At 58.5% G+C, this 25468-nt stretch carries 21 protein-coding genes and 2 pseudogenes; 15 read left to right on the top strand and 8 right to left on the bottom strand.

Annotation, left to right across the window (positions count from 1 at the left end):
- The first annotated feature begins 128 nt into the window (after positions 1-128).
- The gene (locus tag FPT12_RS26640) at positions 129-1067 is read left to right on the top strand and encodes a LysR family transcriptional regulator (protein ID WP_145022371.1); all 939 of its coding nucleotides are present in this window, start codon (positions 129-131) and stop codon (positions 1065-1067) included.
- On the opposite strand, the pseudogene FPT12_RS28465 reads toward FPT12_RS26640, so the two are convergent.
- The 5 genes and pseudogenes from FPT12_RS28465 to FPT12_RS26615 all read right to left on the bottom strand — a co-directional run.
- Positions 1052-1249 (bottom strand): annotated as a pseudogene (locus FPT12_RS28465) (GNAT family N-acetyltransferase); the annotation flags it as partial. The gene FPT12_RS26640 and the pseudogene FPT12_RS28465 overlap by 16 nt on opposite strands.
- A gap of 287 nt (positions 1250-1536) precedes the next feature.
- Positions 1537-2085: a cupin domain-containing protein gene (locus FPT12_RS26630; protein ID WP_054598121.1), complete on the bottom strand. Its 549-nt coding sequence runs from the start codon at positions 2083-2085 to the stop codon at positions 1537-1539.
- Between the two features lie 205 nt (positions 2086-2290).
- The gene (locus FPT12_RS26625) at positions 2291-3574 is read right to left on the bottom strand and encodes an FAD-binding oxidoreductase (protein ID WP_145022368.1); all 1284 of its coding nucleotides are present in this window, start codon (positions 3572-3574) and stop codon (positions 2291-2293) included.
- Between the two features lie 52 nt (positions 3575-3626).
- Positions 3627-5117, bottom strand: a complete 1491-nt coding sequence (locus FPT12_RS26620; RefSeq protein WP_145022330.1) for an aldehyde dehydrogenase — start codon at positions 5115-5117, stop codon at positions 3627-3629.
- A gap of 252 nt (positions 5118-5369) precedes the next feature.
- Positions 5370-6746 (bottom strand): glutamine synthetase family protein, encoded by a 1377-nt coding sequence (locus tag FPT12_RS26615; RefSeq protein ID WP_019689634.1) that lies wholly within the window; start codon positions 6744-6746, stop codon positions 5370-5372.
- A gap of 281 nt (positions 6747-7027) precedes the next feature.
- On the opposite strand from FPT12_RS26615, the gene FPT12_RS26605 reads away from it, so the two are divergent.
- The 4 genes from FPT12_RS26605 (at position 7028) to FPT12_RS26590 (ending at position 10963) form a co-directional block, all read left to right on the top strand.
- The gene (locus tag FPT12_RS26605; protein ID WP_145022324.1) at positions 7028-7789 is read left to right on the top strand and encodes a gamma-glutamyl-gamma-aminobutyrate hydrolase family protein; all 762 of its coding nucleotides are present in this window, start codon (positions 7028-7030) and stop codon (positions 7787-7789) included.
- A gap of 224 nt (positions 7790-8013) precedes the next feature.
- Positions 8014-9156 carry a polyamine ABC transporter ATP-binding protein gene (gene potA / locus FPT12_RS26600; protein ID WP_145022321.1) on the top strand — a complete coding sequence of 381 codons (1143 nt, stop codon included), beginning with the start codon at positions 8014-8016 and terminating at the stop codon, positions 9154-9156.
- A 29-nt stretch (positions 9157-9185) separates the two neighbouring features.
- A complete protein-coding gene (locus FPT12_RS26595) occupies positions 9186-10067 on the top strand; it encodes an ABC transporter permease subunit (RefSeq protein ID WP_178098918.1) in 882 nt (293 codons plus the stop codon).
- Positions 10064-10963, top strand: a complete 900-nt coding sequence (locus FPT12_RS26590; protein ID WP_145022315.1) for an ABC transporter permease subunit — start codon at positions 10064-10066, stop codon at positions 10961-10963. The genes FPT12_RS26595 and FPT12_RS26590 overlap by 4 nt, the downstream gene beginning before the upstream one ends.
- Before the next feature lie 186 nt (positions 10964-11149).
- On the opposite strand, the gene FPT12_RS26585 is transcribed toward FPT12_RS26590, so the two are convergent.
- Positions 11150-12538, bottom strand: a complete 1389-nt coding sequence (locus FPT12_RS26585) for a PLP-dependent aminotransferase family protein (RefSeq protein ID WP_145022312.1) — start codon at positions 12536-12538, stop codon at positions 11150-11152.
- Between the two features lie 350 nt (positions 12539-12888).
- Here FPT12_RS26585 and FPT12_RS26580 point away from each other — a divergent pair, with 350 nt between their 5' ends.
- From FPT12_RS26580 to FPT12_RS26570, 3 genes and pseudogenes are all read left to right on the top strand, one after another.
- A complete protein-coding gene (locus tag FPT12_RS26580) occupies positions 12889-14094 on the top strand; it encodes a benzoate/H(+) symporter BenE family transporter (RefSeq protein WP_145022310.1) in 1206 nt (401 codons plus the stop codon).
- On the top strand, positions 14091-15329 hold the full coding sequence (gene glyA, locus FPT12_RS26575; RefSeq protein ID WP_145022307.1) for a serine hydroxymethyltransferase: 1239 nt from the start codon (positions 14091-14093) through the stop codon (positions 15327-15329). Before FPT12_RS26580 ends, glyA begins: the two co-directional genes overlap by 4 nt.
- Positions 15330-15423: 94 nt before the next feature.
- Positions 15424-16068, top strand: a pseudogene (locus FPT12_RS26570) (aldo/keto reductase); the annotation flags it as partial.
- 3 nt (positions 16069-16071) lie between these two features.
- On the opposite strand, the gene FPT12_RS26565 reads toward FPT12_RS26570, so the two are convergent.
- The gene (locus FPT12_RS26565) at positions 16072-18435 is read right to left on the bottom strand and encodes a DNA polymerase II (RefSeq protein WP_178098914.1); all 2364 of its coding nucleotides are present in this window, start codon (positions 18433-18435) and stop codon (positions 16072-16074) included.
- Between the two features lie 603 nt (positions 18436-19038).
- Between FPT12_RS26565 and FPT12_RS26560 the strand changes: the two genes are divergently transcribed.
- The 6 genes from FPT12_RS26560 (at position 19039) to FPT12_RS26535 (ending at position 23678) form a co-directional block, all read left to right on the top strand.
- Positions 19039-19368, top strand: coding sequence for a hypothetical protein (locus FPT12_RS26560; RefSeq protein ID WP_054598133.1), 330 nt, complete (start codon positions 19039-19041; stop codon positions 19366-19368).
- 213 nt (positions 19369-19581) lie between these two features.
- Positions 19582-20022 carry a CBS domain-containing protein gene (locus FPT12_RS26555; RefSeq protein WP_054598134.1) on the top strand — a complete coding sequence of 147 codons (441 nt, stop codon included), beginning with the start codon at positions 19582-19584 and terminating at the stop codon, positions 20020-20022.
- Between the two features lie 205 nt (positions 20023-20227).
- Positions 20228-20824, top strand: coding sequence for a paraquat-inducible protein A (locus tag FPT12_RS26550; protein WP_145022301.1), 597 nt, complete (start codon positions 20228-20230; stop codon positions 20822-20824).
- Positions 20821-21465, top strand: coding sequence for a paraquat-inducible protein A (locus FPT12_RS26545; protein ID WP_145022298.1), 645 nt, complete (start codon positions 20821-20823; stop codon positions 21463-21465). Before FPT12_RS26550 ends, FPT12_RS26545 begins: the two co-directional genes overlap by 4 nt.
- The gene (locus FPT12_RS26540) at positions 21446-23101 is read left to right on the top strand and encodes an intermembrane transport protein PqiB (protein ID WP_145022295.1); all 1656 of its coding nucleotides are present in this window, start codon (positions 21446-21448) and stop codon (positions 23099-23101) included. Before FPT12_RS26545 ends, FPT12_RS26540 begins: the two co-directional genes overlap by 20 nt.
- Before the next feature lie 16 nt (positions 23102-23117).
- A complete protein-coding gene (locus FPT12_RS26535) occupies positions 23118-23678 on the top strand; it encodes a membrane integrity-associated transporter subunit PqiC (protein ID WP_145022292.1) in 561 nt (186 codons plus the stop codon).
- A 59-nt stretch (positions 23679-23737) separates the two neighbouring features.
- Here the strand turns inward: FPT12_RS26535 and FPT12_RS26530 are convergent, their stop codons facing one another.
- The gene (locus tag FPT12_RS26530) at positions 23738-24808 is read right to left on the bottom strand and encodes a hypothetical protein (protein WP_145022289.1); all 1071 of its coding nucleotides are present in this window, start codon (positions 24806-24808) and stop codon (positions 23738-23740) included.
- Between the two features lie 217 nt (positions 24809-25025).
- Here FPT12_RS26530 and FPT12_RS26525 point away from each other — a divergent pair, with 217 nt between their 5' ends.
- The gene (locus FPT12_RS26525; RefSeq protein ID WP_145022286.1) at positions 25026-25400 is read left to right on the top strand and encodes a DUF2784 domain-containing protein; all 375 of its coding nucleotides are present in this window, start codon (positions 25026-25028) and stop codon (positions 25398-25400) included.
- Positions 25401-25468 lie beyond the last annotated feature (68 nt).

Here is a 25468-nt window from a genome sequence, read left to right as displayed (position 1 = left end):
AGACCTTTTTGATCTTCAATTGATAGGGGATGAGTACCATAACAAGATCAAAAATCAGCAACTAGACGATTAACTGTAATTACTTTATAAAGAAAATCTTATGAATGGTTTTTCTCGTTGGGCTAAAGATGAACCTGTTAGGTGCGATTGATAGCTTTATCAAGGTGGTTGAAGCGGGCTCCATCGTGGGCGCAGCCAAAACCCTGGGCGTCAGTGCCGCAGCTGTTAGCCAGACCATAAATCGCTTGGAAACCCATCTAGGCACACGCCTTCTCCAGCGCACCACACGTAGCATGGTGTTGACCGAGAGCGGCGCGGTGTACTACGAAAAGGTGAAGCGCATCGCGCGTGATCTCGAATCGGCGCAAAGTGCGATCACCAGCGCGCAGACTCAACTCCAAGGGCGACTGTGCATCGCTTCTACCTCGGCTTTCGGGCGGCATGTGCTGGCTTCAATAATCGCCGGTTTCGCTACCCGTTACCCACGCCTGACAGTTGAACTCTCAACCACCGATCGCAAAATTAATCATATTCAAGAAGGCATTGATCTGAGCCTGCGGATCAAACCACAACTAGAAGAGGGGATCGTCGCTCGCAAGATCGTTTCGGTCCCTTTTATCATCTGCGCGTCACCCACCTATTTGGAACGAGCCGGCTGGCCACGCACCCCTGAAGAACTCCAACAGCACGCCTGCCTAGCCTTTCGCTACCCGCTAGATGGACGCTTTCTACGTTGGGGCTTTATCCGGGATGGGCAACGTTACGACGCTACTCTCAATGCGACCGCAATCAGTGACGATATTGACGCTCTAGCCCAAATGGCTATCCACGGCGCAGGAATTACCCGCTTAGCAGAGTTCGTGGCGGCACCCTATATCGAGAGTGGCCAACTCGTTCCTCTGTTTGAACATCGCCACGCTTCAACTTATGCCTACGCTGAACCGCTCGATATTTATGTATGCGTCCAAGAACGTGCCGCCATCACACCCAAGGTCAAAGCTTTTATGAATTATTTGACTGAATATCTAGAAATGCGCTGGCCGATGAACACCACCGGTTCCCCTTGAATACAGCCCAGATAAAAGTGTTTTTCCATCAGGTCGCTGTACCCGTCCTTGGCTGAGCCTGCCGTCCAGGCCAGCATTTGCTCCGTGGTATAGGCGCCGATGCATTGGTGCCGTATCGCTTGAAGCCGAATGTCGAATGCGGTTTGGGAATCGCTTGGCGTGGCGCGTCTGATCTCGAACATTTCGTTCTCCGTTAGCCATCGGTGGACGGAGCACTAAAAAGCCCCGTCCATTTCTGGCGGGGCCTTGGTAATTACGTCAAATCCTACGAACGCATGACCTCACGGCCCGCCAGAGGCGGTCATGGAGGAGCACATCATGTTCATGCGGCGTGTATAGGTCATGGGCTGATAGTGTTTTGGGTGATCCGGCTTGTCAATCTCGGAGCGGAGTTACGAAACTTCCGCGTCCGACTCAGGCTGTTTGAAAACGTTCGGGCTCGAAAACAGCCGCCGAGGCCGCTTTCACATCAGAAGTTAGCTGGCGTATTCGCACTAATTATCTCTGCCTCATCGGCCCCAATATTCCGAAACCGATGCGGCAGCGTCGTCGGAAAATAATACCCATCCCCGGCATTCAGCACGCTAATCTGCCCATCCACGGTCAGCTCAACGGTGCCACGGGTAACGAGCCCACACTCCTCCCCTTCCACATGCACAATCGGCTCTTCGCCAGAACTGGCCCCAGGTGCGTATTGCTCGCGCAGCAGACGCATCTGCCGACTCGGCACCGACGCGCCGATCAACAAAAGGCGCAGGCCATCACGGCCCAGGTCGGGCTGCTCGTTGGCGCGAAAGACGTATTTGTGCTCTTGGGGCGGTTGATCGAAGGTGAAGAAGTCCGCCAAAGACATGGGAATGCTTTCGAGGAGTTTTTTCAGGGAACTGACAGAAGGACTGACTCGATTCTGTTCGATCAGGGAGATGGTGGCATTGGTGACGCCGCTACGCCGGGCCAGCTCGCGCTGGGACAGTTTGTAGCTTTCGCGTACTAATTTGAGTCGAGAACCCGTATCCATGACAGCCTTATGTGAGAACGACTTAAGGGTAATGGGGGTGGGTGACGGGTGGGCGCGGTGGCCGCGTATCACGCCGTTCCCCTGTCCCGGAACCGTGAAAGGCGGCTATTAAATCACGTTTGCTGGTGTTGCTCAGCAGGTTCGATAAACGGCTGATAAAAAAGCCGGCGGCCCCATTTTGCGGTGGCCACCGGCGAGGTGCAACCTAGATACCGAAACGGTCACGCAGTGCGTAATACGCGGCGCCCATGGCGGTGAGCGGGGCCTGGAAGGTGCGACCGCCGAACATGGGCATGTGCGGCAGGGAGGCGAACGCGTCGAAGCGTTCGGCGTCGCCGCGGATCATTTCCGAGATCAGTTTGCCGGCCAGGTGCGAGCAGGTGACGCCGTGACCGCTGTAACCCTGCATGTAGTAGGCGTTTTTCTCGATTCGGCCGAATTGCGGCATGCGTGACATGGTCAGCAGGAAATTGCCAGTCCAGCGGTAGTCGATCTTCACGTCCTTCAATTGCGGGAAGGTCTTGAGGATTTTCGGGCGGATCAGTTGTTCGATGTCGTCCGGTTCGCGGGCGCCGTAGACCACGCCGCCACCGTACAGCAGGCGGTTGTCGGCGGTCAGGCGGTAGTAGTCGAGCAGGTAGTTGCAGTCTTCGACGCAGTAGTTGTTGGCGATCAGGCTCTTGGCGACTTTGGCCGACAAGGGCTCGGTGACCACGATTTGCGAACCACACGGCATGCTCTTGCGGGTGACGCGGCTGTCGAGGCCCTGAGGCAAGTAGGCGTTACCGGCGATCAGCAGGTATTTGGCTCGTACCACGCCTTTGGCGGTGCGCACGGTAATCGGCTCGCCGTAGGTGATTTCCACCGCTGCCGATTGCTCGTAGATCTTGCCGCCCAGGCTGATGATGGCCGAGGCTTCACCGAGGGCCAGGTTCAACGGATGGATGTGGCCACCCTGCATGTCCAGCAGACCACCGACGTAGTTGTCGCAACCGACTTCGCGCTTGATCTCGGCCGCGTCGAGCATCCTCAGGTTCTTGTTGCCGTAGCGCTCCCAGCTGCTTTTCTGTTCGGCCAGGCCTTTGAGCTGCTTCTTGTTCAGCGCCGCGAAAATACCGCCAGGCTTGTAGTCGCACTGGATGTCGTACTGCTTGATGCGCGAACGGATGATGTCCGCGCCCTCAAAGATCATGCTGCCGAGTACTTCGGCAGTCTTGTCGCCGTAACGCTCTTCGATGACATCGACGTCGCGACTGTAGGAGTTGACCAACTGACCGCCGTTGCGACCGCTGGCGCCGTAGCCGACCTTGGCGGCCTCGAGCACGGTGACGCTGTAGCCCGCCTCACTGAGGAACAGGGCCGACGACAAACCGGTGTAGCCGGCGCCGATGACGCAGACATCGCACTCGACCAGCTCTTCGAGCACCGGAAAATCGATGGTCTCGTTGCGGGTTGCGGCGTAGTAGCTGTTTACATGTTTTTGCATGATTGAGTTCCCGAACGGTCGCACGCACACGCCTGCGACCGCCGTTGTAGAAGTGTTAGAGCTTGATCCAGGTCGCTTTGAGTTCGGTGTATTTATCGAACGCATGCAGCGATTTGTCCCGACCGTTACCCGACTGCTTGAACCCGCCGAACGGCGCGGTCATGTCGCCGCCGTCGTACTGGTTGACCCAGACGCTGCCGGCGCGCAAGCCGCGAGCAAAGGTGTGGGCCTTGCTCAGGTTGCTGGTCCAGACCCCAGCGGCCAGACCGAAGATGCTGTCGTTGGCAATTGCCAATGCTTCTTCAGCGGTGTCGAAGGTGATCAGCGACAGCACCGGGCCGAAGATCTCTTCACGAGCAATGGTCATGGCGTTGGTCACGCCGTCGAAAATCGCCGGTTCCACGTACAGGCCGCCGGTGTCTTCAAGGGCGCGATTGCCGCCCGCAATCAGTTTGGCGCCCTGCTCTTTGCCAATGCTGATGTAGCGCAGCACGTTGTCCAGTTGGCGCTGATCGACGACTGCGCCGACGGTGGTTTCCGGATCGAGGGCATGTCCCGGCTTCCAGGCTTGCAGTGCTTCCACCAGCAGCGGAATGAACTGCTCGCGAATCGAGCGCTCGACCAGCAAACGCGAACCGGCGGTGCAGACTTCGCCCTGGTTGAAGGCAATCGCACCAGCCGCAGCTGCAGCTGCTGCGCGCAAATCCGGAGCGTCGGCAAACACCACGTTCGGACTCTTGCCACCGGCTTCCAGCCAGACGCGTTTCATGTTGCTTTGCCCGGCGTAGATCAGCAGTTGCTTGGCAATCGCCGTCGAGCCGGTGAAGGCCAGCACGTCGACGTCCATGTGCAGCGCCAGCGCCTTGCCGACGGTGTGACCGAAGCCCGGCAGGACGTTGAACACGCCTTTCGGGATGCCCGCGTCCAGCGCCAGTTGGGCGATACGGATTGCCGTCAGTGGCGACTTTTCCGAAGGCTTGAGGATGAACGAGTTACCCGCCGCCAGGGCCGGTGCGAACTTCCAGCTGGCCATGATCAACGGGAAGTTCCACGGCACGATGGCCGCGACCACGCCCGACGGTTCACGGGTGACCAAGCCCAACTGATCGTGCGGCGTCGCCGCAACTTCGTCGTAGAGCTTGTCGACGGCTTCGGCGCTCCAGCGGATCGCGTTGGCGGTCGCCGGAATGTCGATGCTCATGGCGTCGCTGATCGGCTTGCCCATGTCGAGGGTTTCCAGCAGCGCCAGTTCTTCCTGGTTCGCCAGAATCAGATCGGCGAAACGAATCAGGATGCGCTTGCGCTCGGCCGGGGCCAGCGTGGCCCAGACGCCGGACTCGAACGTGCGGCGCGCAACCGACACCGCCGCATTCGCATCGGCTTCGTCGGTACTGGCGACGTTCGCCAGGAAGCGGCCGTCCACCGGGCTCACGCATTCAAAGGTGTCGCGGCTGAGTGCCGAGCAGTATTGGCCGTCAATGAATGCCCGACCTTCGATTGTTAGGGACTGGAAGCGTTGCTCCCAGTCGCTGCGAGTGTTTGTCATGGTTGTGACTCGACGCAGGGGAATTGGGTGGTTCTCTGGCTGATGTGTTCTGCTGGGGATCCAGCCCTCACCCTAGCCCTCTCCCGGGGGGAGAGGGAACTTGACCAAGTTGTCTCAAGACATTCAGCGACCTGACCGATCCAGTCGATTATGGATTCGATACAAAAGCGTCAGGTCGCAGGAGTTCCCGAGCATCTCCCGATCAGTCCCCTCTCCCTTTGGGAGAGGGTTAGGGTGAGGGGCTTCGCAGACTCAGACCGTGTGCAGATACCAGTTGTACTCAAGGTCCGAGATGGAGTTCTCGAACTCGGCCAGCTCGCTTTCCTTGCACGCCACGAACACGTCGATGTACAGCGGGTCGATGTACCTGGCCATGACTTCGCTGTCGTCCAGCTCGCGCAGTGCATCGCGCAGGTTGTTCGGCAGGCTCTGCTCGTTCTGCTCGTAGCTGTTGCCTTCGACCGGTGGGCCCGGCTCGATTTCGTTGGTCAAACCGTGGTGAATACCAGCCAGCACCGACGCCATCAGCAGGTACGGGTTGGCGTCAGCGCCAGCGACACGGTGCTCGATACGTACGGCATCGGCAGAACCGGTCGGCACACGGACCGCAACGGTGCGGTTGTCGATGCCCCAGCTCGGCGAGTTGGGCACGTAGAACTGTGCGCCGAAACGACGGTACGAGTTGACGTTCGGGCAGAGGAAGGCCATCTGCGCTGGCAGGGTCTCGAGCACACCGCCGATCGCGTGACGCAGTGCGGCGTTCTGCTCGGGATCCTCGCTGGCAAAGATGTTGTTGCCTTCTTTGTCGAGAATCGAAATGTGCACGTGCAGACCGTTGCCCGCCTGGCCCGGATAAGGCTTGGCCATGAAGGTGGTGTCCATCTCATGGTCGTAGGCGATGTTCTTCACCAGACGCTTGAGCAACACCGCGTAGTCGCAGGCCTTGATCGGGTCGGAGACGTGGTGCAGGTTCACTTCGAACTGCGCCGGGGCGCTTTCCTTGACGATCGCGTCGGCTGGGATGCCCTGCTCTTTCGCGCCTTCGAGGATGTCTTGCAGACAGTCGACGTATTCGTCGAGGTCATCGATCAGGTACACCTGGGTCGACATCGGACGCTTGCCAGACACCGGCGAACGTGGCGACTGCGGACGACCGTTCACGTTGTCCTGGTCGATCAGGTAGAACTCCAGTTCGAACGCGGCGCAGATGGTCAGGCCCATGTCGTCGAACTTGCGCACCACATTGGCCAGCACTTCACGCGGGTCGGCGAAGAACGGCTCGCCTTCGAGTTCGTGCATGGTCATCAACAGTTGCGCGGTGGGGCGCTTCTGCCAGGGCTCGATGCTCAGGGTGCCGGGAATCGGGTAGCAGATTCGATCGGAGTCGCCGATGTCCAGACCCAGGCCGGTGCTTTCCACCGTGGAACCGTTGATGTCCAGAGCGAACAGCGACGCCGGCAGGTTAATGCCTTTTTCGTAAACCTTATGAAGACTGGTGCGCTCGATGCGCTTGCCGCGCACCACACCGTTCATATCCGCAATCAGAAGGTCGACGTACAAAACCTCAGGATATTTCTTAAGGAATGCGTTTGCTTCGTTGAGTTGAACGGCACGCAGAGGGACCGACATGATGCACCTATTAGCTGTTAATTATTATGTTCACTGCACTTTCACGAGCCCAGTCAATCCGAAAGACAAAGTGAAGTCAATAGCGAAGAAAGCGCCTTTTACGTTGAATTTATTGGCCGTATCAGCCACTCGTCGACCTGTTTACTGCCTGAAACCCGCGCCAGCTCAGATTCCCGTGCGCTTTTCCGTTTAGAATTTTTTACATGAGAGTTGTTAATTAAAATCAACGAGGCTAAGCTCCGGAAAAGCTCGTTCAAGTGTGAAACTTCGAGGTGATAAAAATGGCACTCAAGCCATTGATCGGCGTTACTGCGTGCGTCAAACAGATTGGCCTGCACCCCTACCACGTCAGCGGCGACAAGTACTTGCGTGCTGTCAGCGTCGCGGCTTTGGGATTGCCGGTGGTCATTCCTTCCCTGGCCGAACTCACCGAGATTGATGAGTTGCTCGCGCATCTCGACGGTTTGTTGCTGACCGGCTCGCCGTCGAATGTGGAACCCTTCCACTATCAAGGCCCCGCCAGCGCACCCGGCACGGACCACGATCCTGCCCGGGACAGCACCACCCTGCCCTTATTGCGTGCAGCGATTGCCGCCGGTGTTCCGGTGCTCGGTATCTGTCGCGGTTTTCAGGAAATGAACGTGGCGTTCGGTGGCAGCCTGCATCAGAAGGTCCACGAACTGCCCGGCATGCTTGATCACCGGGAAGCGGATCTTCCGGATCTGGCGGTGCAGTACGCACCGGCTCATGCGGTCAACGTGCAACCGGGCGGTGTGTTCGAAGCGCTGGAATTGCCGCAGGCATTCCAGGTCAATTCGATTCACAGCCAAGGCATCGACCGACTGGCCCCCGGCCTGCGCGCCGAAGCCATAGCTCCTGATGGCCTGATAGAGGCGATCTCCGTTGAGCACAGCAAGGCCTTCGCCCTCGGCGTGCAATGGCACCCGGAATGGCAGGTCCTGGCCAACCCTCCCTACTTGAGTATTTTCCAGGCGTTTGGCGACGCGTGCCGGCAACGAGCCGCGCTGCGTAATACGCGCTGACTGACGACCTCAACCAGCACTCAACGATTTAACTGCCCCCGTGAGCCCGGCGGGTGCGCTCTTGCGCGCCCGCCATTCACGAATACAACAAAACGCTAGAACAAAAAGCACCACCCGGCAGCCAGGAAGGCGGCGCCGAATCAGGCCTGCTCAATGCGGGTTCGCAATCAACTATTAAGTCAGGCCGCATTGGCCCGACGACTGACACCTGTTGGGAGTTTCACATGGCAAACGCCTCCAGCATTTACAGGAAGGCTCTAGAAGGTAACCAGCAACCTAAAAAGGTTCTGGTAAGAGTCGACCGCGTAACCAAGAAATTTGACGAAACCGTTGCCGTAGACGATGTGTCCCTGGACATCTACCAAGGCGAAATCTTCGCCATGCTGGGCGGTTCGGGCTCCGGCAAATCGACACTCCTGCGCATGCTGGCAGGCTTTGAGCGACCAACCGAAGGGCGGATCTACCTCGATGGCGTAGACATCACCGATATGCCGCCATACGAGCGGCCGATCAACATGATGTTCCAGTCCTACGCGCTGTTCCCGCACATGACCGTGGCGCAGAACATTGCCTTCGGCCTGAAGCAGGACCGTCTGCCCGCCAGTGAAATCGACGCCCGCGTCGAAGAAATGCTCAAGCTGGTGCACATGACCCAGTACGCCAAGCGCAAGCCGCATCAGCTCTCTGGTGGTCAGCGCCAGCGTGTTGCGCTGGCCCGCTCGTTGGCCAAGCGTCCGAAGCTGCTACTGCTCGATGAGCCGATGGGCGCACTGGATAAAAAGCTGCGCTCGCAGATGCAACTCGAACTGGTGGAAATCATCGAGCGCGTCGGCGTGACCTGCGTGATGGTGACCCACGACCAGGAAGAAGCCATGACCATGGCCCAACGCATTGCGATCATGCACCTGGGCTGGATCGCCCAGATCGGCAGCCCGGTCGACATTTATGAAGCACCGGTCAGTCGCATGGTCTGCGAATTCATCGGCAACGTGAACGCCTTCGACGGCACTGTCGTAGAAGATCTGGAAGGTCACGCGATCATTCATAGCCCGGACCTGGAGCAGAAGATCTACGTCGGTCACGGCGTGAGTACGTCGGTGCAGGACAAGTCGATCACCTACGCCATCCGCCCGGAAAAACTGCTGGTCAGCACCGTCAAACCCGAGAGCCGTTACAACTGGTCCCAGGGCAAGGTGCATGACATCGCTTACCTCGGCGGGCACTCGGTGTTTTACGTGGAGCTGCCCGGCGGCAAGGTCGTGCAGTCGTTCATGGCCAATGCCGAACGCCGTGGCACACGCCCGACGTGGGACGATCAGGTCTACGTCTGGTGGGAAGACGACAGCGGCGTGGTACTGCGCGCATGAACACTCTCACTCAGCAGTTTCAGCGGTTTTTGCCGAGCGGCCGTAAAGTCGTGATCGGTATTCCATTCCTGTGGCTGTGCCTGTTCTTCATGCTGCCGTTTTTCCTGGTGATGAAGATCAGTTTTTCCGAAGCAGCCCTGGCCATTCCACCCTACTCCGAGATCTACAGCTTCGCTGAACAGAAATTCCAGCTGCTGTTGAACCTCGGCAACTACGCCATGCTGGGCGACGATGAGCTGTACATCTCGGCTTATCTGGGCTCCTTGAAAATGGCTTTCCTCAGCACGGCGATGTGCCTGGTGATCGGTTTCCCGATGGCCTACGCCATTTCCAAGGCCAGCAAGGAAGCGCAGAACGTCTTGCTGCTGCTGATCATGATGCCGACCTGGACGGCGATCCTGATCCGCGTGTATGCGTGGATGGGCATTCTCAGCAACAACGGTTTGCTCAATGCATTCCTGCTGTGGACCGGGCTGATTTCGGAGCCGATCGAAATCCTCAACACCAACACCGCGGTCTACATCGGCGTGGTGTATGCATACCTGCCGTTCATGGTGCTGCCGCTCTACGCCAACCTGGTCAAGCATGACCAGAGTCTGCTGGAAGCCGCATCGGACCTGGGTTCGAGCAACTTCAACAACTTCTGGAAAATCACCGTCCCGCTGGCCAGGAACGGCATCATTGCAGGTTGCATGCTGGTGTTCATTCCGGTGGTCGGTGAGTTTGTGATTCCGGAACTGCTCGGTGGCCCGGAAACCCTGATGATCGGTCGCGTGCTGTGGCAGGAGTTCTTCAACAACCGTGACTGGCCGGTGGCGTCTGCCTTGGCGGTGGTGATGCTGGCGATCCTGATTGTGCCGATCATCCTGTTCAACCGCAGCCAGGCCAAAGAGATGGAGGGACGGGCATGAACCGTTTCAGATTTTCAAGAATGATGCTGGTGCTCGGCCTGTTGTTCATCTACCTGCCGATGCTGATTCTGGTGATCTACTCGTTCAACGCCTCGAAACTGGTGACGGTCTGGGGTGGCTGGTCGGTGAAGTGGTACGTCGGCCTGCTGGACAACACCCAACTGATGGGGTCGGTGGTGCGCTCGCTGGAAATCGCCTGCTACACCGCGATTGCTGCGGTAGCGCTGGGCACCCTCGCCGCCTTCGTGCTGACCCGCGTGACCCGCTTCAAGGGTCGCACGCTGTTCGGCGGGCTGGTCACCGCGCCGTTGGTGATGCCGGAAGTGATCACCGGTCTGTCGCTGTTGCTGCTGTTCGTGGCGATGGCGCAGATGATCGGTTGGCCGCAGGAACGTGGCATCGTCACCATCTGGATCGCCCACACCACGTTCTGCGCCGCCTATGTGGCAGTGGTGGTATCGGCACGTTTGCGTGAGCTGGACCTGTCCATCGAAGAGGCCGCGATGGACCTCGGTGCTCGGCCATTGAAGGTGTTCTTCCTGATCACCATTCCCATGATTGCACCGTCGCTGGCAGCCGGCGGCATGATGTCGTTCGCCCTGTCGCTGGACGACCTGGTGCTGGCGAGCTTCGTCTCCGGTCCGGGTTCCACGACCTTGCCGATGGAAGTGTTCTCGGCTGTGCGTCTGGGCGTGAAACCCGAGATCAACGCCGTGGCCAGCCTGATTCTGTTGGCCGTTTCGATCGTAACCTTCATGGTCTGGTACTTCAGCCGCAAAGCCGAAGCCACTCGCAAGCGCGCGATCCAGGAAGCCATGGATCAGACCGCGAGCGAATCCTGGAAGCAACCGGTTTCACAACGGCCTGTTACCCAACCGATCGGTGCGACGGCTTAACGCCGTCGCGCTTCATCGCGACAGCATTGAATAGACAACGGTATGCCCCTGGGCATGTCACACCATTCCGTTCACGCAGCGCCTTACCACCGCCGCAGTTACACGAACGGCCTCACCTGGCTCCTCGGTTAAGGTGATTTTGGGCGCCCTCGGGCGCCCTTTTTGCTTCCAGCCACCCTCGTGACCTCAGTAGTAACGTCGCGGGTCGGAATCGATCAGACTGGTCAGTTTGGTCAGGGCGAAGCGTAATTCGTCCTGGCTGGTAGGCGACATCAGTACCAGCCGCACGCAGCGGGTAATCCCTGAACGTTCGGCCTGGAACTGGGTGCCACTGAGCACCAGCACACCATTGGCCCGGGCCAGCATGGCGAACTCGTCGCTGGTCCACGGCTCGGGCAGCGTCAACCAGACGTGGTAGGAATACGGCTGGGTCTTGAGCTCGAAATTGGCAAAGATTTCCTGGGCAATCGCTTGCCGCCCGGCGGCTTCGTTGCGCTGGATGCGGATCAGTTTTTTGTCGAGGCCTTCGGTGATCACATTGCTGGCCAATTGCGCGGTCAGCGGCGACGGCATCCAGACGCTGCTGCGCACCATTGAGGTCAGGCGTGACAGCAATTTGGGCGGGCTATAGAGATAGCCGACGCGTAGCGCCGGCATGATCGATTTCGACAGGCTGGTCAGGTACACCGAACGATCCGGCGCAAACGCTGACAACGGCTTGATCGACGGGTCGGTGGCGAGGAAGCCGTAGATGTCATCATCCAGAATGATGAAGTCGAACTCTTCGGCCAGTGCCGCGATTTGTGCTCGGCGTTTTTGCGACATGATCGCCGCCGTCGGGTTCTGGCAGGTCGCGACGCAAACCAGCATCGCCGGCTTCTCGCGCAGGCACAGTTCGCGCAGTGCTTCGGGAATAATCCCTTCATCGTCCATCGGCACGCCACGCAGGCGGCGCTCAAGACCATGAGCCAGGGAAATGATGCCGGGGTAGCAAAGCTGTTCGCAGAGCACCAGGTCACCGGCATTGGTCAGGGCACTCATCGCGACCATCAAGCCATGCTGGGCACCGGCGGTGATCACCACTTGCTGCCATTGCGCATCGGGCAACGAATGGCGCAACCACTGCGCCCCCGCCTCGCGATGAGCCGGGTGACCGCCGTCCGGCGCGTAATCCAGGGTACGGGCGAAATCGGTGCTCTTGGCCATGCCCACCAACGCGTCGCGCAACCAGTATTCCAGGGTTTCGCTGTAGGGCTTGATGATCGACAGATCGAGTAATTCGGGTTGCCCCAGGTTCAGCGGCGCGGCGCTGTTGCTGGCTGGCAGTTCCAACTGCTGCTGATTGAGCACGTAAGTGCCCCGCCCTACCTCCCCCTGCACCAGACGACGTCGATGGGCTTCGCTGTAGGCCCGGCTGATGGTGCCCGGCGTGACATTCAGGGTGGTGGCCAGCTCCCGCAGGGTCGGCAGACGATCACCTTCGCTCAACACGCCGCTGCTGATATCGCGCGCCAACGCATCGGCAATCGACAAATACATCGGCTGGCTGAACTCGCTTAGCTGGGGAACCCACATGAATGTTCACTGCCCATCGTAGAAATGATGAATGTCCGAGCATATCACATGGAGTTTAGGCAATTAATCAATCGACCCAATCGGTAAATTGAGTCGATTGATTCGACAGTTGAATCGATATGCAGTGCCGCCTGAAGATATTTTTACAAGAGTAAATAAACTTATAAATCAAATAATTAAACGCCTATCAGCGAAAAAAACAGGCACTGATAGCAAAAAAACATCTCGCAACGACCTCACTATCTATTGAATCAACTCAATCCATTCAAATACACTCATCTCGAATCGAATCAATCGACTCAATCAACCCCTGATCACTGCGCGACCCTGCCGCGCCAAGTCGAGACATCATGGACACACTCAGAAAGGATCTATCCCTGTCAGCGGTCATTGCGGGCTTCATCGCCGTGATCATTTCCTATGCCGGCCCTTTGATCATCGTGTTTCAGGCGGCCAAGGAAGCCCATCTGCCCAACGACGTGGTGTCTTCGTGGATCTGGGCCATTTCCATCGGCAGCGGCATTACCGGCCTGTTCCTGAGCTGGCGTCTGCGGATTCCGGTGATCACGGCGTGGTCGACGCCGGGCGCGGCATTGCTGGTGTCGATGTTGCCCACCGTTACCCTGCCCCAAGCCATCGGCGCCTATACAGTGGCGTCGGTGATCATCGCCGTGGTCGGTTTGTCCGGGGCGTTCGACAAACTGATGAGTCGCCTGCCCAAAGCCATCGCCGCCGCCATGCTCGCGGGTATTCTGTTTCGATTCGGCGCCGAGCTGTTCACCTCGATCAAACTGCAACCGGCGCTGGTGCTGTCGATGATTGCGGCCTACCTGATCTTCAAACGCTTTTCGCCGCGCTACGCGATTCTCTCAGTGCTGATTATCGGTTGTGCCGTGGCCGCCTCGTTCGGTGAACTCAACAGCAGCTCGATCACCATCGCCGTGGCCCACCCGGTCTTCATCGCCCCCGAGTGGAGCTGGCACGCAATCATCAACATCGGTCTGCCACTGGCCCTGGTGACCCTGACCGGCCAATACGTCCCCGGTATGGCGGTGTTGCGCACCTCGGGCTACAACACCCCGGCGCGCTCGATCATTTCGGTCACCGCGATTGGCTCGATTCTGATGGCCCCGTTCGGCTCCCACGGCTTTAACCTGGCAGCGATTACGGCGGCGATCTGCACCGGCCGCGAAGCCCACGAAGACCGTGACAAACGCTACATCGCCGGGATTGCCTGCGGGGTGTTCTACATTCTGATGGGCACCTTTGGCGCGACCCTGGCCTCGGTGTTTTCCGCCCTGCCTAAGGAGTTGATTGCCTCCCTCGCCGGCCTGGCCTTGTTCGGTGCAATCAGCGCCGGGTTGACCGGTGCCATGGCGGACGAGAAACAACGTGAAGCGGCGTTGATCACCTTCCTGGTCACTGCCTCGGGCATGAGTTTCCTCGGTTTGGCCGCCGCGTTCTGGGGCTTGATCTTCGGCCTCGTGGCGCATTTCGTGTTGACTTACACCCGGGAAAGCAAAGCCGCCGTCATCGCCGAGGGCAGCCGACCATGAGCCTGCAGAATTTCGACCCCGCCATCGCCCGCCTGATCGATCGCGAACGTAATCGCCAGGAAACCCACCTGGAGCTGATCGCTTCAGAAAACTATGTCAGCGAAGAAGTGCTCCAGGCACAGGGTTCGGTGCTCACCAACAAATATGCCGAAGGCTATCCGGGTAAGCGCTACTACGGCGGCTGCAAGGTCGTCGACGAGATCGAAAACCTGGCCATCGAGCGCGCCCGCAAACTGTTCAACTGCGAGTACGTCAACGTCCAGCCGCATTCCGGGTCCCAGGCCAACCAAGCGGTGTTTCTGGCGGTACTCGAACCCGGCGATACGATTCTGGGGATGTCCCTGGCTCATGGCGGGCACCTGACCCATGGTGCCTCGGTGAATTTTTCCGGCAAGTTCTACAAGGCATTTTCCTATGGGCTGGAGAAGGGAACCGAGACCCTCGACTACGCCGAAATGGAAGCGCTAGCCCGGGAGCACCGGCCGAAGATGATCATTGCCGGGGCCTCGGCGTATTCCCGAACCATTGATTTCCAGCGCTTTCGCAACATCTGCGATGAAATCGGCGCTTACCTGATGGTTGACATGGCGCACTACGCGGGGCTGATTGCGGCGGGCGTGTACCCGTCACCGGTCGGCATCGCCGACTTCATCACATCCACCACGCACAAAACCCTGCGTGGCCCGCGCGGCGGTCTGATCCTGGCCAAAGCACAATACGCTGCGCTGCTGGACAAGACGATTTTCCCGGTTTACCAAGGTGGGCCGCTGATGCACGTCATCGCGGCCAAGGCCGTGGCGTTCAACGAAGCCCTTGGCGATGGGTTCAAGCATTACCAGCAACGGGTGATCAACAACGCCCGGACCATGGCCGACATCTTGACCCGCCGTGGTTTGCGCGTGGTGTCCGGCGGCACCGACTGCCACATGTTCCTGCTCGATCTGCGCTCGATGAACATCACCGGCAAAGATGCCGAAGCGCTGCTGGAAAGCGCCCACATCACGCTAAACAAAAACGCGATTCCCGACGACCCGCAGAAACCGGCAATCACCAGCGGCATCCGCATTGGCACGCCAGCACTGACGACCCGGGGCTTTGGCGAGGCTGAGTGCGCTGAAGTGGCGAACCTGATCGCCGACCTGCTGGAACAACCGAACAACGCGGCGCTGCTGGATAACATCCGGCGCAGGGTGATGCACTTGTGTGAGTGTTTTCCGGTGTATCTGCTGAGTTGATTGCTGGAGGCAACCTACCGGCCAGGTTGGACTGAGCGTGCGCAGGAACAACTCACTGCACTAACAAGAAGCCCCGCAGATGCGGGGCTTTTGAGTGGTTGGCAAAGCCATTGCCGGTGTTCGCGACCGGGTGTTCCTGGTCAGCAAGGTCTATCCGCACAACGCCAGCCAACGCGGTATTCCCCTGGCCTGCGAACGCAGCTTGCGCCGCTTGGGGACCGACTACATCGATCTGTATCTGCTGCACTGGCGCGGCCAGTTTCCGCTCGCAGAGACCGTCGAAGCCTTCGAACGCCTGCGTGACGACGGCAAGATTGGTCGTTGGGGCGTGTCCAATTTCGATGTCGCGGACCTGTATGAACTAGGCCCTAGAACCTGCGCGACCAATCAGGTGCTCTACAACCTCGAGGAGCGCGGTATCGAATTCGATCTGCTGCCCTGGTGCCAGCAACAGCGCATGCCGTTGATGGCTTATTGTCCGATCGCCCAGGCCGGGGGCCTTCTGGTCGAACCGACACTAAAGCAGATCGCCGCACGCCATAACGTCACTGCGGCACAGGTGTCACTGGCCTGGATTCTGCGTCAGGACGGCGTGATTGCCATCCCCAAAGCGGTACATCCAGAACACCTGCAGTTGAACGCTGCCGCCAGCGAATTGAAGCTCGACGCTGAAGATTTTCAGGCACTGGATCAAGCGTTTGGCGCGCCCACCCGCAAGCATCGGCTGGCGATGGTCTGAGGCTTAGAACAAACCCAATTGCCCGCCAATCAGCGTGCTGAAATCATCATCGACAAACGGCAGGATCGCGTCCGCCACCGGCTGCAGCTGGCGGCTGACGTAATGGTCGTAGTCAATCGGCGCGCTGCGGGTTTCCAGCGGTTCGGGCCCCGCCACCGTAATCACGTAACTGATCCAGCCGCCGCTCTGATACTGGCGTGGCCGGCCCAGCCGATCGTTGTATTCGTCGGCCAGGCGTGCGGCCCGCACATGGGGCGGAACGTTGCGTTGATAGTCGTCCAATCGCCGACGCAGGCGCTTGCGATAGATCAGCAGGTCATCGTGCTCACCGGCCAGCGTCGCACGGACAAACTCGCGAACATAATCCTGATACGGCCGACGGTGAAAGATCCGCAGGTAGAGCTCTTGCTGAAATTGCCGGGCCAGCGGCGACCAGTCGGTGCGTACGGTTTCCAGGCCTTTGTAGACCATTTCCTCTGTGCCGTCGGCGCGTGTCACCAGCCCGGCATAGCGCTTCTTGCTGCCCTCCTCTGCACCGCGAATGGTCGGCATCAGAAACCGTCGAAAGTGCGTTTCGAATTGCAGTTCGAGCACGCTGTGCAAACCGAACTCCTTGAGCAAGTGATCGCGCCACCACTGGTTGACGTATTCGACCAGAGACCGGCCGATCTGCGCCGCTTCTTCCTGACCGTGTGCACGCCGCAGCCAGACGAAGGTCGAGTCGGTGTCACCATAAATCACCGCGTGCCCTTGCGCCTCGATCAACTGGCGAGTCTTGAGCATGATCTCGTGCCCGCGCAAGGTGATCGATGACGCCAGGCGCGTATCGAAAAACCGGCAGCCACTGGAGCCGAGTACGCCATAGAACGCGTTCATGATGATCTTCAAGGCTTGGGAAAGCGGCGCGTTGTGCTCGCGCTTGGCGACTTCCCGGCCTTCCGATACACGGGCAACAATCGCTGGCAGGCAGTGCCGGGTCCGCGAGAAACGCGCACCACGAAAACCCGGTACCGACTCGTTGTCGTCGGGGTGGCGCAAACCCTCTACCAGCCCCACCGGGTCGATCAAAAAGGTCCGGATGATCGACGGGTACAGGCTCTTGTAGTCGAGCACCAACACCGATTCGTACAGCCCTGGTTGCGAGTCCATGACAAAACCGCCGGGACTGGCCTGCGGAGGACGCTCGCCGAGGTTCGGCGCGACAAAGCCCTGACGGTGCATCAACGGCATGTAGAGGTGAGTGAAGGCCGCAACCGAACCGCCGCTGCGATCGGCCGGTAACCCGGTGACACTGGCGCGCTCGAGCAAGAAGGTCAGCAGTTCGGTCTTGTGGAAGATCCGCGTGACCAGTTCGCAGTCCTTGAGGTTGTAGCGCGCCAGTGCGGGCTTGTCCTCGGCGAACATGCGGTTGATTTCGTCCATGCGCTGATACGGGTTATCGATCGACTTGCCTTCACCGAGCAGCGTCTGCGCGACGTTTTCCAGGCTGAACGACGGAAAGCTCCAGGTTGCCGAGCGCAGTGATTCGATGCCATCGATGATCAGCCGACCAGCGGCGGCAGCGAAGAAGTGATTGTTGCCCGAGCCGTGTTCGCGCCATTGCATTTCCTCACCGCCACGCCCCAGACGCAACGGCACCGCCAGGCGCCGGGCATGCTCGTGCAGCACGCGTAGATCGAACTGCACCAGATTCCAGCCGATGATTGCGTCGGGGTCATGAAGCGCGAACCACTCATTGAGTTTTTTCAGCAACAGGGTTCGCGAGTCGCAGTACTCAAGCGCAAAGTCCACCAGTGAGTCATTGCCATTTGGCGCCCCGAGCATGTAGACCTGGCGCTGACCACAGCCTTCCAGTGCGATCGAATACAGTTCGCCCTGCTCGGTGGTTTCGATATCCAGCGAAACCAGCTTCAGGCTCGGGCGATAGTCCGGTGCAGGCTTGAGATGAGCGTCGAGCAGTGTGCCGGAGTCGTCCGCCGTTCCCGTGAACGACACCGGCGCGGTGATGAAGCGCTCCATCAGGTAGCGTTCCGGAGGGCGAATGTCTGCTTCGAAGACATCGACGCCGGCCCTGCGCAACAGCGTGTCGAGATGCATCAACTGGCGGTGTTGCTGGCAATACAGTCCGAACACTGGCCGATGCTGAAAATCCTGCAACCCCAGCGGGCGAAGCTCGACCCCCTGCTCGTCTCGCAACAGCAATTCGGCCTGCTCGCGCTGCTGCTCGGGAATGAACGCCACCGACGGCTGGACCGGCAGCCGGACAAACCTTGGGCCTTGATCGGTCGCCAACCAGAACTCGACTTGCGTGCCGGCCGGGGTATCGCGCCAATGCCGGGTCAAGACGAAGCCCTGCTGTAAATCCACCACTGCAACCTCGAAGACTATTTCACAGGGTGATTCTACGCGTCATCGGTGCTCACGGCTGCCTTTGCGTTTGTCCCGCAAGTGATTGTAGGACAAGGCTCTAGGCTGACCCTGCGGGCGCCAAAGTGTTTTATGTAGTGATTTAAAATATTCACTACAAAACCGTTGACGAGTTGTTTTTCCCCTTGCATGATGCGGACGTCTCCCCGATCGGGAGCATTGGCAAAAGTGTTGTGAAAAAGCTCGACTGACCGCCGAGCTGCTCCCGGATGTGTACTGCCCACAAGGCAGATTGATGAAGCTGACCCAGCATGAGCGTCCAGTACAAGGACGAGAAACGCTGGCGATCAATCCTCAAGATGCTTGTGGCCGAGCTGAATAATGTCGGTAGCAACGTCCAGGTAATCGCTGTTTCTCCCCGCTGTGCCGCACGTGCGTAGCAGTTTCTCGGCAAGACTACATGCATCCTGCTCAAGGCCCTGCCGATATTCGGCAGACACCCACTGTCGCCCTGGTTTCGGTACCAGATATCAACTTACCGATGCAGAGAAGTGAATTAGCGAACCAACTAGACAGATCAAACACTGGTCAAGGGGCTTACACATGAATCTGAACAATCAACCGACTATTGATGAACTGGCTCGGATGTTCGCAGCACACAAAGACAGCCATGACAGCCATATCCTGTGGATTGCCGAGTCTGGCCAGGTGCATATCGACTGCCTGTCGCCCCACGCTCATGAAGATGAGTTCGAAAAGAACAAACATGACTTGCGTGCCCGACTGAAGATGTACCGTCGCGGCCAGGGTTATGTTGGCAAGAAAGCCGCCGCCGACAAAGACTTTGTCGCGCGTGTTCTTGAGACGCTGAATCAGGCGTGGAAAAGTGCACAGGGTCAGTCCGGTGTCTGCGTGATCGATCGCTACTGCTAAGCCAGCGTGTCAGGACGCTGATAGCCCGCCCGGGCTATCAGCGACTGCCAACAGCGAAACCGCACTGCTGATAGCGCGAACTCCCTTCGATGACGCTTTTAGAACCCCTGAATGCCGCTTTGCCCTCTTGCTCTGTTGGCCTGCGTCTATGATTCTGTATAAGCGTCAACGCGCTTGGCGACGCCTGATAAATACAACACCGGAGAGGCCCTCATGAAGACCGTCGCGCAACTGCTCAAGTTAAAGGCCGAACAGAACCAGCAGGTTCATACCATCAACTCGCATCAGATGGTGCTCGAAGCCCTGATGGTCATGGCCGCAAAAAACGTCGGTGCATTGCCGGTACTCAAAGACGGTCGAATAGTTGGCGTGATCAGTGAACGCGACTATGCGCGCAAACTGGTGCTCAAAGGTCGCTCTTCGGTCGGCACGCCCGTCAGCGACATCATGAACTCGCCGGTAATCACGGTGGACTCCCATCAATCCGTGCAAACCTGCATGAATATCATGACCGACAAGCACCTGCGTCATTTGCCGGTGGTGGAAAACGGCCAACTGCTGGGCCTGCTGTCTATCGGCGACCTGGTCAAGGAAGCCATTGCCGAGCAAGCCGAATTGATCCAGCAGCTGGAGCAGTACATTCGCGGCGAATAGCCCCCCCTCGCCCATCAATCCGAACCTCTGACTGCGCGCTCCTGATCATCAAGAACGCGCAGTTTTCGTTATGAGGGCCGGTGAATCATCACCGCTCCCCCCCCCGCATCATCCCCAGCCCCGCACTTAAAATTTGCTCTATCGCGAGGCACTTCTATATTGAATTAACTGCCTGCAGCTTCCGACTTCCGATTGAGCGCGAACCATGACCAGGACTGATCATTTGATCATCTGTGAACATTGCGATTGCGTGTATGAAAAAGTCGCGCTCGCCAATCATCAAACCGCCCTGTGTCCGCGTTGTGGCGGAGTACTTCAGCGCTACAGCGGATTGTCGGTAGAGCAACGCCTGGCCTTGAGCCTGACAGCCGCCGTGCTGTGGATTTTCGCCAATTTCTATCCGGTGATGAGCATCAGCCTGCAAGGCCAGAAGAACAGCGCCACCTTATGGGACTCGGTACTGGCGCTCAGTCAAGGGCCGATCACCTTCATGGCCATGGTCGCGGCTATCGCCATGATTATTGCGCCGGTCATCCAACTGCTGTTGCTGATCTGGGTCCTGGGTTTCGCCCTTGCAGCCAGGCGCTCACCGGCGTTCAAGTTGTGCATGCGCTGGCTGGAAACCCTCAGGCCCTGGAGCATGCTCGAGGTCTGTCTGCTGGGGGCGATGGTCGCGGTGTTCAAGCTCGCTGGCCTGCTTGATGTGCTGCCAGGTATCGGACTGTTTGCGCTCGCGGTGCTGAGCCTGTTGCTGATCCGCATTGCCGGTCGCGATGTACGCGAGCTGTGGGACATTTTATGAACACCCCCCCCGTGGCCCGCGACCTCAACCTTTGCCTGTGCCACAGTTGCGGCAACGCCTGTGACATGACCGACCACCCCCACGAGTGCGAGCGCTGCGGCGCCCCCTTGCATGCCCGCAAAGCCAACTCACTGACCCGGACCTGGGCCTACCTGTTGGCCTCTCTGGTGTTTTATGTCCCGGCCAATCTGCTGCCGGTGATGAACACCAGTCTGTTCGGCAGTGGCTCCGACAGCACCATCATCGGCGGCGTGCTGGAGTTCTGGGAACATGGTGCCTGGGACATTGCGCTGATCATTTTCATCGCCAGCATTGCGGTGCCGGGCATCAAGTTCGTGGCCCTCTCGCTGCTGCTGATCACGGTACAACGCGGTAGCCTCTGGGCTCGCAAAGAACGTTCAAAGCTCTACCGTTTCGTCGAGCTGATCGGCTACTGGTCGATGCTCGATGTGATTGTCGTCGCACTGGTAGCGGCGTTGGTGAAGTTCCAGGCGCTGGGCGATATCGAACCCCGCCTGGGGATTCTGTTCTTTGGTCTGGTGGTGGTGTTCACCATGCTCTCGGCGATGAGTTTTGACCCGCGCCTGATTTGGGAAAACCGAAAATCCGAGGAGGTCATGGATGGAGTCGCAAACCACTGAGGCACAGCCAGCCCCCGGCCACGCCAGCATCAAGACCCGTCGCTGGAGTGTTTCGCTGGTATGGATCGTGCCGATCGTCGCGGTCCTGGTCGGGGTGTCCCTGGTGGTGCACAACATACTGCAACAAGGACCAACCATCATTATCAACTTCAAGACCGGCGAAGGTCTGGCGGCCAACAAGACCGAGGTCAAGTATCGCAATGTAGTGATCGGCCACGTCTCCGACGTTGAATTGAGCGACGATCAGAAGAGCGTCAACGCCACGGTGAAACTCGTCAAACAGGCGGAATCCTTCACCCGCAAAGACTCGAAGTTCTGGGTCGTGCGGCCACGCATTGGTGCCGGCGGCGTATCTGGATTTGACACTTTACTCTCGGGCGCCTTTGTCGGTGCCGACGCCGGTCGCGCCGATGCCCGCGCCAAAATTTTCACCGGTCTAGAGGTCCCCCCGCCCCTTACCTATGACGAGCCGGGCAAGCATTTCATGTTGCACACGCAGGATCTCGGCTCACTGGATGTTGGCTCTCCTGTTTATTTCCGCAAGATCCCGGTGGGCCAAGTGGTCGCCTATACCCTGGATTCAGAGGGCAAGGGTGTAGACATCCAGGTTTTCGTCAAGGCGCCGAACGATGCCCACGTCACCGAAAACACTCGTTTCTGGAACGTCAGCGGTATTGCCATCGACGTCGGCGCCAATGGCTTTGCGCTCAAAACCGAGTCACTGTCAGCCATGCTGGTGGGCGGCATTACCTTCCGTGCTCCGGACTACAACCCCAACGACCAACCGGCGGCCGAAGACAGGAACTTCGAACTGTTCGACGATCAACAGACTGCTCTCGCCCCCCCCAACGGCAAGGCGCAATTCCTGTTGCTGCGTTTCGATCAGGAGTTGCGCGGGTTGAAGGTGGATGCCCCCGTGGAATTCCGGGGACTGGAGATCGGCAAGGTGGTTGCGATCAATCTGGACTACGACGAGAAGACCCGCAGTTTCCCCATCAACGTGGGTATCGTGTTCTACCCGCAACGTCTGGGTCAGGCCCGTATCAAGATGATTAATGCCTTGAACCACAACCCTGAAGACGAACAGGCCAGCACCCGGCTCATAGGGACATTTGTCGACCATGGTTTGCGTGCTCAGGCCCGCAGTGGCAGCTTGTTGACCGGGCAGTTGTACATTGCACTGGATTTCTTCCCCAAAGCCGAAAAAGTTGCCTTCGATCCCAATGCCCGGCCGGTCAGGATACCCACCGTTCCCGCCAGCCTGGAACAGTTGCAAGAACAGCTCCAAGCGATGGTCGAAAAGATCAACAAACTGCCGATCGAGCGCATCGCCAACAACCTCGATAGCAATCTGACGGAACTGCGCAATGGCCTCAAACAGTTCAACGGCAAGACACTGCCTGGTGTACAGAACACCTTGCAGGACATGAGCAAAACCCTGCAATCGGCCAGTTCGACCCTTGCCGAAGGTTCGCCACAACGTGAACAACTGAGTGAAACCCTGGACGAAGTCGGGCGCGCGTCACGCTCGCTGCGTGAACTGTCAGACTACCTGACACGCCATCCGGAATCTCTGGTGCGCGGACGGCCCAAAGGTGCCCCCGCGCAAGACCTGCAACCGTCTTCGAGCAACTGACCCCAGGAGCAACTCCATGTCTTTATCGCTGAAAATCTCCTTGCTCAGCCTGGCGGTGTTGCTCGCTGCATGTCGCAGTGATCCTATTCATTACCACACCCTGACTCCGGCCCAACCGACTGCAGGTGCGCGTGGCGGCGCAGATATCCAGATTGAGCGGCTCACCGTGCCACCCCAGGTCGACCGCCCGCAAATCGTCATTCGCCAAGGCAGCAGTGGCCTGGCAATTATGGAAACCGAATGGTGGGGAGCCAACCTGTCCGATGAATTGAAAAGTGCTTTGGTTGATCAGTTGTCCGGCACGGCAGCTCAGCACAAAGTATCGCTGCGGGTGGAGGTGCAGCGTTTTGATTCTATTCCCGGTCACTACGCACTCGTCGATGCGAAATGGCGCCTGAGAACTGCGGAAACTGATGCAAGCAGCACATCGCCGACCTGCCGCACAACGCTGCAAACGCCGGCGGGTCCAACCATCGATGATCTGGTGGCGGCTCATCAGAACAACATAAAACGCCTGGCCAGCCTGATCAGTAAAATGGCCAGCGCGCCCCTCAACGGATGTCCTACTGGCGAGTAGCGGGTGAGCTATTCATACCCGTTTAGAGCGTCGAAAGAGCTGCTGTAGTGTTTTCTTCCCTATTGCAGAGCCTGACCGCTTTGCAGGGGAATCTGATTGTCTGGCAATGGAGACTCTAGCGGCGCAGGTTCGGGCAAGACCGGCAAATTTTTGGTGAGACTGCCCTCTATCTGTCCCGAAATGTAGTAGACCCCCGCCATAACCCCATTGGCCTCGTTCTCCATCAGCCCGAGCCACGCTTTGTCGAACGCGTCACCCAGGCTTTTGCGTAGCTGCACTTCCGTCTCCGGTCGATCTTTCTCGTTCGAGAAGGCACCAATACTCGCCGATACAACGGAAATCACTGCGCCCGCCACTCGACCAACTGCCGCGGCAACAGCGCCGGCCGCACTGCGGGTGGCGATCTGGCCCTCGAGTTTTTCACCGGCTCGCTTGGCCACCGACGATATACCGGCGTCCGATAACCCTGCCCCCGCACCGCTGTTAGCGCTGCGGACTCGTTCGATCAGGGCCTGATAGGCCGGCAGATTGGCAACCGGTTCGGCGTGAGCAATTTGATAAAGCGAAGCGTTGCGAACGGGGGGAGGTGCCAACGCAATTGCCGGAATGTCGTTGAGTCGACGGTCGAATTGCTCTTGAGGTGCACTGTAGTGCTGCTGGATCTCCACGAGATGCGCGTCGAGGGTCTGTAAATACAGGGCAATTGCATCGACCATGATCGTGTTGGGATCGGTGACCTTGGCGACAGGGTCCAGCACACGCTCATGGTATTGCTCCTGCAGGTAGACCGTTAAACGGTTTACCACAGGATCGACCTCTCCCCCGCTGCTCATCTTGTACCAGCCCACCTTCGCAGACAGCCATTGCTGGGTCCAATAGCTGGTAAACCACGGGATGAAGTCCGTTTCGGTGCGCTGGTAGACCATCTCTCTCCAGCGCTCCATGGCGCTGCGCGTGTAACGTTTGACTATCCCCTTGGAGGCTAAAGAAGCAGTGTCTATGTCTTGATCAATCTGCTGCCAGGTCGCCTCCGCAATCACAACCGGCGCAGTCGGCTCGGAGGCGCGATGTACCGTGGCACATCCTGCCAACACCACCAGCAAGGCAACGAGCAGGAAACGCAGATTCAAGATCGCAGTCCCCTAGAAATGATACGGCAGCGCTAACCTTTACGCTGTCCGAACGAAACGAGCAGCATTTCCAACCATGGTATTTTGAGTATAGGTGCCGAGAGGCAGGACAAAAAATCACCGCGTGAATCTGTGGTTTTGGTGAAGTCGAGTAGCCTTACTTCAACAAAACTGCATATTCGGCGGCTATGGAAAACAATCAGAGGACGGAGTCGTCATGCTTTACCGAATAGCCGCCGACGGGCTGGTACTGCTTCATCTGTTGTTCATTCTGTTCGTGCTTTTCGGCGGCCTGTTGACGCTCAAATGGCGGCACTTGATCTGGTGGCACCTGCCTGCAGCTGTGTGGGGCGTGGTCGTCGAAGTATTCCAGTTGACCTGCCCACTGACCCGCTGGGAAAACCTCTGGCGCCAATCTGCCGGACAGGGCGGTTACGGTGACAGTTTCATCGAGCACTATGTGTGGCCGTTGATATACCCGGCCGGACTGACACCGGCGATACAGCTAGGGCTGGGCTGCCTGGTGCTTCTCATCAACGTGATTGTCTATGTGCATCTGGCCAGGCAGTGGAAGCTGGCGCGGGCAACCTAGTCAGGTCGTCCAGGCACTTTCTCGCAGGCAAAACAAAACCCCTACCTGCATACGCAGATAGGGGTTTC

This window comes from Pseudomonas sp. H3(2019), from assembly GCF_007713465.1.
Classification (GTDB): domain Bacteria; phylum Pseudomonadota; class Gammaproteobacteria; order Pseudomonadales; family Pseudomonadaceae; genus Aquipseudomonas.
This window is presented reverse-complemented; position numbering and strand designations above follow the sequence as displayed.

Coding starts and splice junctions, on each gene's coding strand:
- FPT12_RS26555 (WP_054598134.1), top strand. CDS start 19,582: ATGAAGACCGTCGCGCAACTGCTCAAGTTAAAGGCCGAACAGAACCAG.
- FPT12_RS26550 (WP_145022301.1), top strand. CDS start 20,228: ATGACCAGGACTGATCATTTGATCATCTGTGAACATTGCGATTGCGTG.
- FPT12_RS26590 (WP_145022315.1), top strand. CDS start 10,064: ATGAACCGTTTCAGATTTTCAAGAATGATGCTGGTGCTCGGCCTGTTG.
- FPT12_RS26525 (WP_145022286.1), top strand. CDS start 25,026: ATGCTTTACCGAATAGCCGCCGACGGGCTGGTACTGCTTCATCTGTTG.
- FPT12_RS26630 (WP_054598121.1), bottom strand. CDS start 2,085: ATGGATACGGGTTCTCGACTCAAATTAGTACGCGAAAGCTACAAACTG.
- FPT12_RS26585 (WP_145022312.1), bottom strand. CDS start 12,538: ATGTGGGTTCCCCAGCTAAGCGAGTTCAGCCAGCCGATGTATTTGTCG.
- FPT12_RS26620 (WP_145022330.1), bottom strand. CDS start 5,117: ATGACAAACACTCGCAGCGACTGGGAGCAACGCTTCCAGTCCCTAACA.
- FPT12_RS26540 (WP_145022295.1), top strand. CDS start 21,446: ATGGAGTCGCAAACCACTGAGGCACAGCCAGCCCCCGGCCACGCCAGC.
- FPT12_RS26580 (WP_145022310.1), top strand. CDS start 12,889: ATGGACACACTCAGAAAGGATCTATCCCTGTCAGCGGTCATTGCGGGC.
- FPT12_RS26640 (WP_145022371.1), top strand. CDS start 129: ATGAACCTGTTAGGTGCGATTGATAGCTTTATCAAGGTGGTTGAAGCG.
- glyA (WP_145022307.1), top strand. CDS start 14,091: ATGAGCCTGCAGAATTTCGACCCCGCCATCGCCCGCCTGATCGATCGC.
- potA (WP_145022321.1), top strand. CDS start 8,014: ATGGCAAACGCCTCCAGCATTTACAGGAAGGCTCTAGAAGGTAACCAG.
- FPT12_RS26615 (WP_019689634.1), bottom strand. CDS start 6,746: ATGTCGGTCCCTCTGCGTGCCGTTCAACTCAACGAAGCAAACGCATTC.
- FPT12_RS26560 (WP_054598133.1), top strand. CDS start 19,039: ATGAATCTGAACAATCAACCGACTATTGATGAACTGGCTCGGATGTTC.
- FPT12_RS26605 (WP_145022324.1), top strand. CDS start 7,028: ATGGCACTCAAGCCATTGATCGGCGTTACTGCGTGCGTCAAACAGATT.
- FPT12_RS26545 (WP_145022298.1), top strand. CDS start 20,821: ATGAACACCCCCCCCGTGGCCCGCGACCTCAACCTTTGCCTGTGCCAC.
- FPT12_RS26535 (WP_145022292.1), top strand. CDS start 23,118: ATGTCTTTATCGCTGAAAATCTCCTTGCTCAGCCTGGCGGTGTTGCTC.